Origin of the sequence: Psychrobacter aquaticus CMS 56 (genome assembly GCF_000471625.1) — a bacterium.
GTDB classification, from domain to species: Bacteria; Pseudomonadota; Gammaproteobacteria; order Pseudomonadales; family Moraxellaceae; genus Psychrobacter; species Psychrobacter aquaticus.
Window position 1 is genome coordinate 116549 of sequence record NZ_AUSW01000011.1, and the last position, 15439, is coordinate 131987.

Annotated in this window: 13 protein-coding genes; 2 read left to right on the forward strand and 11 right to left on the reverse strand. The window is 42.5% G+C overall.

What is annotated here, in order from left to right; all coding sequences use genetic code 11:
- Window positions 1-58 precede the first annotated feature (58 nt).
- The 10 genes from gspD to M917_RS01815 form a co-directional block, all read right to left on the reverse strand.
- The gene (gene gspD, locus M917_RS01770; protein WP_021813031.1) at window positions 59-2308 is read right to left on the reverse strand and encodes a type II secretion system secretin GspD; all 2250 of its coding nucleotides are present in this window, start codon (window positions 2306-2308) and stop codon (window positions 59-61) included.
- Between the two features lie 124 nt (window positions 2309-2432).
- On the reverse strand, window positions 2433-3329 hold the full coding sequence (locus tag M917_RS01775) for a type II secretion system protein N (RefSeq protein ID WP_040641619.1): 897 nt from the start codon (window positions 3327-3329) through the stop codon (window positions 2433-2435).
- Entirely contained in the window at window positions 3330-4154 is an 825-nt protein-coding gene (gspN, locus tag M917_RS01780; RefSeq protein ID WP_021813033.1) for a type II secretion system protein N, read from the reverse strand.
- A 207-nt stretch (window positions 4155-4361) separates the two neighbouring features.
- Window positions 4362-4685 carry an H-NS histone family protein gene (locus M917_RS01785; RefSeq protein ID WP_021813034.1) on the reverse strand — a complete coding sequence of 108 codons (324 nt, stop codon included), beginning with the start codon at window positions 4683-4685 and terminating at the stop codon, window positions 4362-4364.
- Between the two features lie 296 nt (window positions 4686-4981).
- Window positions 4982-5419 (reverse strand): BLUF domain-containing protein, encoded by a 438-nt coding sequence (locus M917_RS01790; RefSeq protein WP_021813035.1) that lies wholly within the window; start codon window positions 5417-5419, stop codon window positions 4982-4984.
- A gap of 53 nt (window positions 5420-5472) precedes the next feature.
- Window positions 5473-5997 (reverse strand): BLUF domain-containing protein, encoded by a 525-nt coding sequence (locus M917_RS01795; RefSeq protein ID WP_021813036.1) that lies wholly within the window; start codon window positions 5995-5997, stop codon window positions 5473-5475.
- 104 nt (window positions 5998-6101) lie between these two features.
- Window positions 6102-6743, reverse strand: a complete 642-nt coding sequence (locus M917_RS01800; protein ID WP_021813037.1) for a hypothetical protein — start codon at window positions 6741-6743, stop codon at window positions 6102-6104.
- Between the two features lie 571 nt (window positions 6744-7314).
- Window positions 7315-7935 (reverse strand): single-stranded DNA-binding protein, encoded by a 621-nt coding sequence (ssb, locus tag M917_RS01805; RefSeq protein ID WP_021813038.1) that lies wholly within the window; start codon window positions 7933-7935, stop codon window positions 7315-7317.
- Window positions 7936-8179: 244 nt separating this feature from the next.
- A complete protein-coding gene (locus tag M917_RS01810; protein ID WP_021813039.1) occupies window positions 8180-8782 on the reverse strand; it encodes a DUF3833 domain-containing protein in 603 nt (200 codons plus the stop codon).
- A gap of 95 nt (window positions 8783-8877) precedes the next feature.
- On the reverse strand, window positions 8878-10242 hold the full coding sequence (locus M917_RS01815; protein WP_021813040.1) for an MFS transporter: 1365 nt from the start codon (window positions 10240-10242) through the stop codon (window positions 8878-8880).
- 606 nt (window positions 10243-10848) lie between these two features.
- Here M917_RS01815 and uvrA point away from each other — a divergent pair.
- On the forward strand, window positions 10849-13755 hold the full coding sequence (gene uvrA, locus M917_RS01820) for an excinuclease ABC subunit UvrA (RefSeq protein ID WP_021813041.1): 2907 nt from the start codon (window positions 10849-10851) through the stop codon (window positions 13753-13755).
- A 106-nt stretch (window positions 13756-13861) separates the two neighbouring features.
- Window positions 13862-14329 carry a DUF6584 family protein gene (locus M917_RS01825; RefSeq protein WP_040641626.1) on the forward strand — a complete coding sequence of 156 codons (468 nt, stop codon included), beginning with the start codon at window positions 13862-13864 and terminating at the stop codon, window positions 14327-14329.
- A gap of 277 nt (window positions 14330-14606) precedes the next feature.
- Here M917_RS01825 and M917_RS01830 read toward each other — a convergent pair whose 3' ends face one another.
- The gene (locus M917_RS01830; protein WP_021813043.1) at window positions 14607-15236 is read right to left on the reverse strand and encodes a LysE family translocator; all 630 of its coding nucleotides are present in this window, start codon (window positions 15234-15236) and stop codon (window positions 14607-14609) included.
- Window positions 15237-15439 lie beyond the last annotated feature (203 nt).

Below are 15439 nucleotides of genomic sequence, written 5' to 3' on the forward strand. Positions count from 1 at the left end.
GGTCATAGGAAACATTTGCCTGATTACTGTAGCATTAAAATAGCCGTTTGTTGCATTATTAACGACTTAATGGATAAGTGGTAATGCCATTATCAGAACTGTCTACTTTAGTGAAACCTTGAGGCGCGGCTTTTGGCGTCTGGTCGCGCTTAGGGATGAGAGGGTTAAGCGGCATCAACTCGTAATCTGCACTGACATCACCATTCCAGCCTTCTGTTCCGCTTAATGGTAGCTGTTTAATCGTACCGTTTTTATCAATGACCAGTTGCAGTACGCGCATTTGATTAAATTTACGTTCAGTGACGCTAGCGACTGCACCGCCATCCCGAAGAATGGTTGGCTGTAAAAATATGATTAAGTTGCTTTTTTGAGTCGAGTCGTTGTCGGAGCGGAACAGTCGACCAATGAGTGGTACATTGCCCAAACCTGGGACTTTTTGTTGGCGCGTGGTGGTATTGTCACGCATCAACCCTCCTAGAGCAATGGTCTGTTGATCGTCTGCTAAAATCGTCGTGTTAATGAGGCTTTTATTGGTGATCAAACCACTCGAGTTACCAGTGCTGCCTGGCACAACTGAAGAGACCTCTTGCGAAACTTCTAAACGCACTGTGCCATTATCACCAATGTGTGGAATGACATTAAGATTGATACCGATGTCTTGACGTTCAATGGTCTGAAATGGATTGTTCGAATTGTTGCCACTGGTGGTAAAGGAGCCAGTCACAAAAGGCACGTTTTGGCCAACCAAAATACTCGCTTTTTCATTGTCCAATGTCAAAATCGATGGCATAGACAGTAAATTGGCGCTAGTAGAGGAATCAAGTGCCTGTAAGATAGCCCCATAAAACTCGGTATTTCCTTTGCTGTCTTTTCGGCTATCGCCAATGCCAATTAAAGCCCCAGCTATAGAGCTTGCAGCTGCACTAATACCCGCTGTACTGCCACCTAAAGCAGCTGCCGCAAGCGAAGCGGCACTGGCCCCAACATTATTAAAGTTTACGACCCCGTAACCACTATTGGCATTGCCAAGCGCCCACTGCACACCAAGCTGAGTCGCATCATCGCCTGAGACTTCGACGATAGCGGCCTGAATCAGTACTTGCGCGCGGCGATTGTCTAACTGATTAACGGCCTCTTCAATCTCAAACATCAACTCGGGCGCCGCATTGACGATGACGGCATTTTGGGTTTCGTCAGCAATAATACTAAACGGTCGACCACCCACACCTGTACCTGCGCCACTGGTGCTTGTGCTTGAGCTAGCAGCAATTGAGTTCGCAGCACTGGTATTAATACCACTAGCCTCATTGGTCAATGCAGCCCCTGCGCTACTCACATCGTTCAATGAGGCTGACTCTAACGAAGAAGTCGCTCCAGCACTATTAATTGATTGATTGGCGAGCAGTCCACGCAGCATCTCTGCTATATGACCCGCACTGGCATACTTCAATCGGAAAACACGCAGACCACTCAAGCGCCTTGTCGGTGTTGTATCCAGCTGATTGACCATCTCTTGAACCTTGGCAATCATCTCAGGACTGCCTTTGACCAGCAGTCTGTCACTAGAAGTGTCAGCGATAACTTTGAGCTGATTGCTCCCCCCTTGCGCTTGCCCGCTGCCCGCACTCATCACCAGCGAGCTGATCAAATCCATCATCCGCTCAGCATCGACATGACGTAGGGGTATCACGCGCAAGCTGTCATTGACATTACTGTCCAAATCACGGATAAGTGCCGTCAACTGATTAAGGCTCTCAGCACGATCAGACAATACTAGGGCATTCACTCCCGGCACAGCAGCAGCATGGGCAGACTGTGGCATCAAGGGTCGAATGACGCCCAATACTTCGGCAGCTTGTGTGTTTGTCAGATAAATAACGCGGGTTGCCAGCGTTTCACCCATACTATTACCGCGCAGATCAACCGCCACACCAGATTGTTTGGCGACACTGTCGGGCACCAACTTGATGGTCGTGCCCGAATCAATGGCTGCAATGCCATTCACTTGCATTACACTGAGAAATAATTGATAAATCTCATCACGGGACAAGGCTTTGTTAGATATTACCGTCACATTGCCATTAATACGTGGATCAAGGACAAAGTTTTGATCAGTGATGGTTGCCACCTCATTGATAAAGGCTTTGATATCTGCATCTTGTAAGTTGACTTTCCAGCTTTCAGCATTCACAAGACCAGTACTGGCTGCCCATAAAGGCACTGCTAAGCAAAGAGGCCGGCACAATCGCATCAAACGCTGCAAGATATGGTGCAAGGGCGTGACTGAAAAATTTTGAAAACTTACCATATTGATGATTACCTACAGTGATGTCGCTTTAGTATGTACTGAGTGTTGTCAGTGAGCGACTTACTCACCATAGCAACAACCAAACGCTCATTTACTTAAAATAAAATATTTAACTCAGTGGTTTTTAAAACTGCTGACGAATGGTAATAACTTGCTCGCCACGCTGCACCTCTATCTGCGCCTCACCTGCTTGCTGCACCTGTTGTAGCACACCCGCATCCTGTGCAGGATTGTTACCCACACTCTGACCATTGACCGTCAGTACCCGATCACCCGGCTCAAGCCCTAGACGATTGCGCAACTTGGCAGGCATCGCAGCTGTCACTTGATAGCTTTCACCTGACGCCATGACCCCCATTCTGCTCAGATAGCTGGTAGGATCTTCTTGCAACGCTGTGACGGCTTCTTCAATAGCGGATTGCGGATTGCTATCGCCACTCGTCTCGGCTGACTCAGCGTCAGCGTTTTGATCTGACTGAGGGGTGGTAGGTAACATATTACTGTCTGGCAAACGTTGGTTACTCACTGCCCCTGCGATCATATCACTTTGATCTAGAGGCATGGCATCTGGCATACTAATAACCGTCTGCTTATCATTGGCATCAGCGATGATAACTGCATTCCAGTCGACAGCGATAAGGGTATAATCGCTGTCTTTTAGCGTATCACCGATGCGATAATTTTTTACCTCGCCATTTATGTCCAAGAGCGCTGAAGATAAGCTTTCTGGTATGGCCAACAAAACCCCTTTTAAACCCACACTAGGCGGCGGTTGCACTGCTGCCGCGATAGGCTCGGGATCTGAAAAAATGGCGAATAGGCTACTGTAATCTTTGCCAGATGTGGCGGTGGTTTGCAAAGGCGTTAATGGCAATGTGGGCGCTAATGGCGCAGCCAACAACAACCATAATAATCGCGCTGCTGTCCAGCATAACCAAGCAATGGCTACTAATAACAACCAACCTGAGAAACGATTCAGAATGTTGAGCACAGGTTTGAAAGTGGTCGCGACATTCATCATCTAGCGCGTCCCCAATCCATTTAGCAGCGGTTGACGCACACTGACGACCGGCGTGTCTTGCGGCGCTTGTCCCTTATATTCAGGCATATTTTCCAACAGACGCTGCGTCAAACTGACATCCAACATATTATCGCCATCGAGATACAAATCACCTAAACGTTTATCCTGATTGTTTAATAGATTGATATGTAGTAGGTTCTTATTGCTTTTTTGTTCTGTACTTAACTCCGCTCGTAGCGCTGGCATCGTAATATAAAACACCTTACCACCGCTAGGATAACCCACTTCGCCACCAACCCATGTCAACTGCCCATCCGCTTGACTAAATCCAGATAGATTTTTGTCTGAATCACTACCTTCTTCCTGAGAGCCAGACTGACGTTTTAGCGATACATTATTGACCTGAATCGGGGTATTGGGCAACTGCCAATCAACCACACTAGCCAAAGTCTCAGGAGCAATATTGCCGCTTAAATCATCAATTTGCCACGAGCTTAGACCTATTTTTACTTGTCCAGTCAATCTGGTTTGTTCTGAGTTGATATTGACCTCTGCACCCAGTTTGCCAAACAATAAATGCCATGGCTGCCATGACCATTCAGCCATTCCTGTAAGCGGCGTCGCTGACAAAGGCATCTGCCAAATGGCTGATCCTTGCCATATATTGCCAGACACATGCTGTACATAAGGCGTATCGGGCGCATATTTCTCAAGTAGCCACGCCGCGGGCATTTGCAGTACGGCAAATAGTGCAAACAATATAAGCCCAACCAGCCACCACAGCTTACGAGGACGCTTATGAGAAGACGCAGATATTTGGGGCACGGTTGCTTAACTCTTGTATAAGACAAAAACGTCATTATCATAACAAACAATGGCATACAGATGACAGAAAAAAAGCCAGTATCTTTTTACCAAAATAATGGCAATAAAGATACTGGCTTTTGTCTAGCGATGTGCCTTTATGACATCATGATAAATTACTCATGAAAATAACATAAAATCGCACGTGGCTATCAAATTCACAAACGATTAGATAGCAAAATCTTCAAGATCCTGACCTGCTGCTAGCGCGTCAACCAACCAAGTTGGCTTACGACCACGGCCGGTCCAAGTCTCTTCTTTGTTGTCAGTATTGCGATATTTAATACTGCGTTTTTTCTCTAGTTTTTCACCAGCTTTTAAAATATCTTCGATAGTAGCATTACTCTCTTCTGCAATCGTTTCAAACTGTATATAAGCATCATATAAACGCTGATGTTGTTTTTTAGCGATAAGCTGCTGGGCATTTTCGGCGATGGCACGTAGCTCATCAACATTTAAACTGTCTAAATCCATTGCGTTATTTTTGCTCATAGTAAATCCAACTGTAAAATAAGGAATGTCATTTTAAAAAACTAATTAAAAACCAAAAATCTCTATTCATTCGGCATAAATTTGACGAATCACTGTCTTTTTCAACTGCCACAAGCATGATTAACCAAAATGTTTATAAGCGCAGACAATATAAACAAAAAGTCATGTTAAAACAACAGCAGATTATTTTTTATAACAAAAGCCAGTAGATAATAAAACTAAAATAAGTAAGAACGTCAAACGTATTGCCCAAAAATTTATCGCTATATTTGATTTATTAAAAATTTCTTTGTTAACTAATCTTGTTGATCGCTAAGCGCGTTCATCAAGTCATGAGCAGATGCAGCACTCAGTAAATACGGATTAAAATCTACAGTCGTAGAATACTTTAGATAAATCGCCGTGTTTTTTTCAGTTGGAGACGCATAGTTCATTGACCATTCAGCCCATGCTCTGTGATTCAGTTCACGCGTTTCGATGATTTGTAAATCATGATGTCGCTGATCAGCAATCAAACTATACAATAAACGATTAATTTGTGCCCTTGGTCCTTCGACCGTTTGCAAAAAATAATCTTTATTAAACGTTAGCATACCAGTGATACCATTGGCAGCATTGTTTATTTGTGCTTGCTTCAAGATTTCATGAAAATCTTTAGCAGACACGTCTGGGTTGGCGCGGCTCGCATACGTCATGCTCATTAAAATGTGCGCATCTGCAATGACTGATGTCATATTATGTCTCTCATAAAAATTTTATGGGGTCGGATATTTTTGATAAGGATCAACTAACCGATAGAAAACCAAGGCTTTTTCTTTTTAGAAACGCTCTCTTCTGCTTGTTCTTGCTCTTGAATTTCAGAAAGCGCATCAATCAACATCATAATTTGATTGGTACTCATCAGATAAGGGTTGAACTGAGTGCCAGTAGAAAACTTCAGTGCAAGCCCTTTGTTTTCTTCACTTGGGATCAAATATTTCATTGACCACTTACTCCAGCGACGCTGCTCAACTTCGCAGCATTCAATAATTTGGAGGGCATGATGCCGATTGTCTTTCACTAGCTTTCTAAGCAGTTCATTGATGACTGGTCTGGCCCCTTCAATACTTTGCAAGAAGTAATTGTGGTTAAATACCAAAGCACCTGTGATGCCATTGCGTTCATTATTTTGCTGCGCCTGATCAAGAATACGAGTCACTTCCCCATTAGGGTTGTCATTATTATAACGACTGATATAAGTTAGGCGTAAAATGATATGTTCACCATGAAGCATTTTTAAACGATTTAATTCTGAAAGATCAACGGATTCCATAAAACACTCCAAGTAGTTTTTTGAATTTTTTAAATATCACATTTCAGTTATTCTTCAACAAATTTTTATTTATTGCATAAAAAATTTTAGGAAACGCCCTAGTATTAGTGTTGAACTCTTCTGATAAATTCATTCATACCACGCGCTAAATTTTCACTGCTAGTATTCTGTATTTCCTGCACCAAAATCGATAATTGTGAGTTATTTTCACACTGCTCTAACATAAGCAGATAACTCCAAGCCTCTACAGGAGGTGCATTTTTTTCGATATAAGTGGCCAAATCCGACTTTATTGTTTCGTCATTGGCTTTAAAGAGTTTATTTCTGAATATATTGCCTATCGCGCTTTTGCCCGAGGTGGTGATTTTATTTGAATTATTATTGAACGTACGCTCAAAATCTGTCTCAATATTTGTATCAGTAGACTGTGATATTGGTCGAGACTCAGGAACGACAGAAGGAGCCACAGGCATTTGTGACGATATCTCTGCTCTAGTAGCTGTAGGGGCAACGCCTACCAATTCAATATATTCAAGCTCTAAAAGCAGCTCAAAAAGTGGCGTTACGCCACCAAAACTTGCAAACATCTTGCTATTGTCAAGTGTCTCTAGGTAGCTTCGATAGTCTCGTTTGCCATCAATCATAATGAGTAACGTTCTTGCTTCTCGTGGCAATATACCTAAACTTTGAGACTGTATTTCCTCTCTTCCAAGATCGCTTTTTCGAAACACATCACTATAATTCATTCTTTATACCCAGCAGTAACCGTAAGATAGGCGCTCTTATCTTGAGCGACCGACCAAATGACTTATTATGTTTTACGCCATTAGATGGCCAAACTTTGAATTTTCATCAATTATTAAAAATTACTTCAAATAGGCTCTTAATAATTAATATTATGTAAACTATCAATTTGCAGGAATTATATCAATTCCTTTTAATAAATCGTTAGCATTAATTAAATTGAATAGATTGAACGGTTAATATAAGGTATGAACGGTATGGCTTATAAATTTAAGACGACATTGATAACATACTGATAATAAATGTATGATAATCAAAGTCAAAAAAAATATTTGTTATTATTTTGCTCTCTAAATATTTTAATGAAATTTTGTTGAAAAATAATTGATTAAAAAATATAAATCTTTTGATTAAAAATGAACAAACGTTTTATTGTTGAGCGTTATCTCAAGATACTTTTTTTATTTAGAACCAACCATATTTATAGTCAGGCATAAAAAAACTCTACCGTGGCAGAGTTTTTTATTCAATCAACATTACTTAATTATCTTTACACTTTGATTCTTATAAGATTTAGAACGGAATATCGTCATCTACAGGGCCATCTGGCATCGCAGTAGGTTTTGACTGCGCCGGTTTTTGCGTTGGTTGATTGAACTGATTTTGCTGAGCAGGTGCGCCTTGATTGCCAAAGTTATTTTGACCACCCTGTGCAGCGCCGCCAGACTGGTTATAACCACCTTGCTGTGCTGGCTGATTGTTTGCTTGCTGACCAAAATTGTTCTGGTTGTTTTGACCGCCTTGATTGCCATAGCCGCCTTGATTTTGACCACCAAAATTACTGCTGTCTTGGCCACCACTTTGACCGTCTAGCATTTGCATTTGCTCAGCACGAATCTCGGTAATATAACGATCTTGTCCGCTTTGGTCTTGATATTTACGGGTACGCAAACTGCCTTCGATATAGACTTTGCTGCCTTTACGCAAATACTGCGCGGCAATCTCTCCTAGACGGTTGAATAATGAGATACGATGCCACTCCGTCGCTTCTCTTTTTTCACCGCTCTGTTTGTCTGTCCATTGCTCTGATGTCGCAACCGAAATATTGGTCACGCTACCGCCATTGTTAAATTGACGTGCCTCAGGATCTGCTCCAAGGTTACCGATGATGATAACTTTATTAACTCCGCGCATGATACCGTCCTTTTACTTATGAATAATCTGATGAATCGTTTTAATCGTCATTGAATAGCATATTAACCAATTTTTGTTTAAATATCTACAAGCCATCGGCTGGATGCGACAGCACTTGTCGCAAGAAATATATTCATCGAGATTTTTATAGATTAAAAATAATACAGCTACTATTTTGCCATTTTAACAAGTGGATGAACACCTGCAATCACCACTGTTTTTAAAGTAAGCTTATCAACCAACATTATTTGGCGTCAGTGTTATTGCGATGCAAGCTTAACGTCACACTACCCAATTCCACACCGAATTTTTTCATCACTGAACGATTGAGCATGACATCTTGATCGATTAAATACATCCAATCATCAAAATTGACTTTATAAGTTTTATCATCGACAGGTAGCTCTAATAGATACTGCCAATGCAACGTATTGCCAACCACTTCCCCTGTTGCCTCGCCGATGACGTCACCAGCCGTGCCTTTCCAGCTACCGTCAGCTTGCTGCGTCAGACGCCATATACGTTGTGAATTTGAACCATCTGCCCATGAGAATTTTTCGTCTAAAACAATGACATCATCCCCTTCATGGGTCGCATTGATATCCACATAAAAACGTTTTTTGACCTCGCCGCTTCGTCCTTGAAACATGCCCCAGCCATCAATCTGACCTAAAAAAAACTCATGCATATCGAGCGTTGGCGTGGTGTTTTGATAAGTTTGAATATTTTGGGTAGCACAGCCTGAGATCAATAAAGTGACTGACAACGCAAGACCTGTTCCAAACTTAGTCATGGTCGACAAGTTTGTCTTGCCAATCATATTAGATAACGTATTAAATTTACTCATATTAATTTCTTTTAAATAGAGATAAAAACTTAAGGTGTATTATAAATTTGGCTATGATTGTGACTGTGGCACTGATAGCAACGGCTTAGCGCGTCCTAAATGTCCAATGGACTTTGTGCCAAGCTCGATAACTGCTGCCGTGAGTTATCTGTCAACTGTGTCTTATCTAACTTCAAATAAGCGACTTGCTCTTTTGCCATCACCACCAGCTCATCAACGCCATCTACTGCCAGCATTTGCCGTGACCAATCTTGGATATTGATATTTTTGGGAATCGTCACCGTCGTGCTCGATAAATAAGGCGGCTGAGCAATTGGAATAATAAGCAGCAATGCCGCACCCATGATGAATGCCAATATACCCCACGCCAGCACATTGGGTTGACTTAATAATAACCCGCCCATTGCGCCGCCAACGAAAGCGCCAAAAAACTGGCTGGATGAATTGAGCCCCATCGCGGTCGCTTTATTGGCCACTGGTGCGCGCTTCGATATCCACGAAGGAATCGTCGCCTCAAGTAGATTAAAACCCATAAAATACAATAATAACCCAAAAATAATACCAACACCGACCTGACTACCGAGCGCCAGTATGACCAAAGAAGCGGTCATTAATGCAATCGCGCCCAAAAACACTTGGCGCATCTTACGTTTCTTTTCGGCAATGATGATAAAGGGAATCGCGACCGCAAAGCCGATAAATAATAGTGGCAAATACACCAAGCCTTGCTGACGTACCGATAGCCCCATTACCTCACTTAATTGGTGCGGCAAAATAACAAAAATCGCCGTCATGGTCAGATGTAGCGCAAAGATACCGATATGCAAGCGATTCAAATCGCCGATTTTGAGGACGGTTGCTAACTGCTCACCAATCGATTTATTGTCTAAATTGTGCTTGAGTACGCGTAACGGTGTGGGTACAACCAATAATAACACCATCGCCAAAACAGCGAAGCCTGCGGTCAGCCAAAACAATCCTGAAATACCAAGCGAACCCACAAGCAAGGGACCAAAAGCAAAAGCCAGCATGATAGAGGTGGCAATGGTTAATCCCATCGTCGCCATTGCTTTGGTGCGCATCTCTTCACGAGTCACATCTGCCAGTAACGCCATGAGCACCGCAGAGACCGCACCACTACCCGCCAGCGCTCGACCAATGATGACCTCATAGATATCCGTCGCATTGGCAGCGATGATACCGCCAATGGCAAATAAAATTAAACCCAAAAATATAATCGGTTTACGCGGAAACTTATCAGCAGCAAGGCTCATTGGTATCTGAAAAATAGCTTGCCCTAAGCCATAAATACCAACTGCCAGACCAATCAAAAATGGCGTGGCATGCGCATAATTATCACCGTATACCGAAAACACAGGCACAATCATAAACAAGCCAATCATCCGCAAAGCAAATATACCACCGACCCCAAGAATTGCCCGTTTTTCTACGCTATTCATACTTGCCTCACTGGTTGCTCATTGCTGGTTTATCATACTGCCCTACTGATTCATCATGACTGCCCTACTGATTCATCATTACTGCACTGCTAATTTATCACTGCTGCTCTGGCAAAATGTCAGCCGATAAATCAAGCCCCATAGTATAAGACATTCGCCGTCAGGTTGCCGAGACTTTTGTCTTTTTGCCATTACTCTAGCCACTTCTACGTTATCCTAATCATTCCTGCGTTCCCCATACATGCGAGGCGATACTTTTGTTACTAAGTGCATCTGGTGCATCGTCATACCTTGAATAATCTGCCGATCATGACAATAAAGTACAACGTTATTAGAAAGATTGTCTCATAAACTTTAAATGCCAAACGGCCCTATAAAATAACTGTGCTCAACGAGAGTATCAAACCAGAATGACAGTATCTGACTAAATCTATAACAAACACCCCCTGTTACTTAACCCTCATTTGATTTAAATTCGTTCAGTAAGATTAAAATAAAAACAACCATTCATAATTTTGATTAAGCAGTGAATTCATCTTCATTGACCCTTTTACGTTTTAGACCTCTTTTCAAATACCATTTTAGCAAATAGGAAACCTATCACCGATGGCACATGACCATATCGCAATACGCGGCGCACGTACTCATAATTTAAAAAACATCGACCTAGACATTCCACGAGATAAATTTGTGGTGATTACTGGCCTATCTGGCTCAGGCAAATCTTCGTTGGCATTCGATACACTTTATGCCGAAGGGCAACGTCGTTATGTCGAGAGCTTGTCGGCTTACGCGCGTCAGTTCCTCTCACAGATGGAAAAACCTGACGTTGATAGTATCGAAGGTCTATCACCGGCGATTGCTATCGAGCAAAAATCCACCAACCATAACCCGCGCTCAACGGTTGGGACGATTACCGAGATTTATGACTATTTGCGTCTGCTCTATGCACGTATCGGCACGCCCTTTTGTCCTGAACATGGCGAGCCCATGGTCGCGCAGTCGGTCACTGAAATGGTCGATCAAGTCATGGCGCTGCCAGATGACACCAAGATCATGATCTTAGCGCCAGTGATTCGTGAGCGTAAAGGCGAACATACCGTCTTGCTTGAGCAATTGATTGGTCAAGGCTTTGTGCGCGTACGCGTCGATGGTGATGTCTATGATACCGACGAGCTACCAACGCTAGATAAAAAGAAAAAGCACACTATCGAAGTCGTGGTTGATCGCTTCAAAGTCCGTGATGACTTGGGCAACCGCGTCGCTGAAAGTTTGGAGACGGCTCTGCGTTTGGGTCAAGGCATTGTGACGTTGCACTTTATGGATGGCAATCCAAAAGAAGGCGGCGACGCCAATCAAGTCATGTCAGCGAAGCACTCTTGCCCTGTCTGTGATCGTGCCGTGCCTGAGCTTGAACCGCGCATGTTCAGTTTTAACAATCCTTACGGTGCGTGCCCAAGCTGTGACGGTCTGGGTAAACGTCAGTATTTCGCTGCCGAAAAACTGATTACTCATCATGAAAAGTCACTCAATCAAGGTGCAATCAACGGGTGGGATAAGCGTCATGCTTACTACTTTGGTTTGCTCTCTACCGTCTGTAATCATTTTAAAATTGATATGGATGCCCCTTGGCAAGACCTGCCAAAAGTGCAGCAAGATATCATCATGCATGGCTCTGGTAAAGAGAAGCTGACTTTTAACTTTACTGATGAGCGTGGTCGTAAAACCAACAAGACCGTGCCATTTGAAGGCGTATTGCCTTATTTAGAACGCCGTTATGCCAAAACCCAAAGCAATCTTGTACGTGATGAGCTGGCGAAATACTTGGCGGATACTACGTGTAACGTCTGTGATGGCGCGCGTCTCAATGAAATCTCGCGCAATGTCCGTGTCGATGATCAAACCATTGCTCAAATCGTCAAGCTCTCTATCGGTGACGCGGCTGACTATTATAAAACGCTAAAGATTGGCGGTCATAAAGGCGAAGTCGCAGAAAAAATCTTTAAAGAGATTAACGAGCGTCTAAACTTCCTCGTCAGTGTCGGGCTTGATTATCTGTCGCTTGCCCGCTCTGCCGAAACCCTCTCAGGCGGTGAAGCACAGCGTATTCGCCTTGCCAGCCAAATTGGCGCAGGTCTCATGGGCGTGATGTACGTGCTCGATGAGCCGTCCATCGGTCTGCATCAGCGTGACAATGATCGCCTGCTAAAAACCTTAACGCGCTTGCGTGATTTGGGTAACACCGTATTGGTCGTGGAGCACGATGAAGACGCCATTCGCCAAGCGGATCACGTCATCGATATCGGTATCGGCGCAGGCGTTCACGGTGGTCATATCATCGCTCAGGGTACGGTCGATGACATCATGGCAAACAAAGAATCGCTCACTGGACAATACATGTCTGGTAAGAAAAGAATCGAGATTCCAGCCATTCGTCATAAAGCCAAAACAATAGATATGGAAGTCAAAGGGAAAGCCAAGCCCAAACAAGTCCCAATGGCGATTGAGTTAAAAGGTGCATCTGGTAATAACCTGCACGATGTTGATTTGACTTTACCTATTGGCATCATGACTTGTATTACGGGTGTCTCTGGCTCAGGTAAGTCGACTTTGATTAACCGTACGCTTATGCCTTTGGCCGCCACTCAGCTGAATAACGCTTCAACGCTGATTGCGGACAAGCATGACAGCATCAGTGGACTTGAGCATTTGGACAAAATGGTCGATATCGATCAAAGCCCGATTGGTCGGACGCCGCGCTCAAACCCAGCGACTTATACAGGCGTGTTTACTCCTGTGCGTGAAATGTTTGCACAAACACAAGAAGCGCGTGCTCGTGGTTATAAAGCCGGTCGCTTTAGCTTTAATGTAAAAGGCGGACGCTGTGAGATGTGTCAAGGTGATGGTCTCATTAAAGTTGAGATGCATTTCTTACCTGATATGTATGTGCCGTGTGATACCTGTGAAGGCAAACGCTATAACCGCGAGACCTTAGAGATTCACTATAAAGGCAAGAGCATCGCCGATGTGCTTGATATGACGGTTGAGGATGCGACTGAGTTCTTCTCAGCCATTCCAGCGATTTATCGTCGTTTGCAAGCGTTGATGGATGTTGGTCTTGGTTATATTCGCTTGGGTCAGTCTGCGCCCACGCTATCAGGTGGTGAAGCCCAGCGTGTTAAATTAGCTCGTGAGCTTGCCAAACGTGATACGGGGCAGACGCTCTATATCTTGGATGAGCCAACGACTGGCTTGCATTTCCATGATATCGATAAGCTGCTGCATATCCTGCATACCCTACGCGATAAAGGCAATACCATCGTCGTCATAGAGCATAATCTTGACGTTATCAAAACGGCCGATTGGGTGATTGACCTTGGCCCTGAAGGCGGTAAAGGTGGCGGACTCATCATCGCTGAAGGCACGCCTGAGGAAGTGGCAGAAGTCAAAGGCTCGTATACGGGTGAGTTCTTGAAACCGATGCTTGAACAAGGGTTGAAAGAAGTAAGCTAATACAAGTTAGTGAGTTAATAATAAAAGGCTACTCTTTAGGGAGTGGCCTTTTTTTATGTTTTAGAATAATATCTATTATTCAACACTATATCAAAGGAGTTTTCATGTGACTGAAGCTGAGCTGACAAATGGTATTAACAAAATTATCCACAATAATGATATAGATACTGCTATTAACAATTTAAAAGGATACATGCGACTTCGTTACGGACATCCTGTTCTGTGTGAAAACCTTGCCAACTTATATATTGAAAAGAATGATTTTCGTCAGGCTGGAAAGTATATTTTCTATAAAGAATATCTATCTAAAAAGGATAAAGAAATACTATCCGTTTACTTTAAGTATTTTGGAAATAATAAGATTAATATTTTAAAAGACTTAATAGCTGAAGGTACAAAATCACCTGTCCGAATAGACTATGATGTTAAAGTTGAATTATTCATCATGATGAATGAGGTGAAATCTGAAAATGGTTTTCTACCCAAATTCATGTGGAATTGGTATTACCATTTTGAATCAAAATTTAAAAAAGATAGCAGGTATAGTCAACTTTCTCAATCAACGAGAAGATAGATTTATCAATTTTAGCCCGTAGATTAGATTAACGAAGAAAATCCAACAATTCAATATTACAAAAAATTATCTTGTTAAGTATCGCATCCCATGCCAATCTACTCATCATCATACTTAACTTTCAAAACTGCAATTGCCTTTAAAATCTGCTCACGGTTTTTGGCAGCTTTCATCTATTTTGGCAAACGACTGGCTAATGAACTATTTATCCAATTATCTACATTTAGATTACGTTGCCTATGTTTAGCCGATACAAAGTCTTCTAAATATTGTAAATTCAACCTTTCGCTATCAACCATGTGCCAGCCAATCCCATAAATGAAGCACCTACTCGGTTAAATTTCTGACGGGCTTTAGGACTTTTTAGACGTTGTTGCGCGTAACTCGCCATAAAGGCATACATCATCATGGCAACAATGGCGCAGCCAAAAATCACCAGACATAGAATCGTAATATCTACTCCAGTCAAGCTAGTTACTGGAAAAAAGCTAGGTAACAAGCTTATGTAGAACAAAATAACTTTTGGATTGCTAATAGATACCAAAAAGCCTGAAATCACACTTTTTAACCCTTCATTCTTATTCTTTAGCGCTACATTTCCAGTAATAATTTCACTTGGCACAGTCGTCCACATCTTGTACGCCAAGTAAAATAAATAACCTGCCCCTACAAACTTGACTACAGTAAACAATGTATTGAAATTGCTTGCTAACGCGCTCAGTCCATAAGCAGAGAACACCATATAAATAGTATCGCCTGCGGCAAGGCCAATGATTAAAGGCAGCGCTGCCCAAGAACCTTGTGTCATGGCTTTGGCAATAGTGGCAAATACACCAGGACCCGGCGTCATAATAAATATGAATACAGCAATGATGAAAGTAAATAGCTGGATAGTGGTGATGGTCATGACAGTCCTTTATATGTACATTAATACCTAAGTATAATTGAGCGAATAAACAAACTTCTATTTCAATATTATCATTTTAGAATAATTATAGGCTCAAAATGCTTATAGGCGTAAACTTAAAAATTGATCAAACAGAAAACTCAATATAATGTCTTGTCATCAATTATATTCAATACCTCAAGCAGGGAAAAATGAGACTGAAA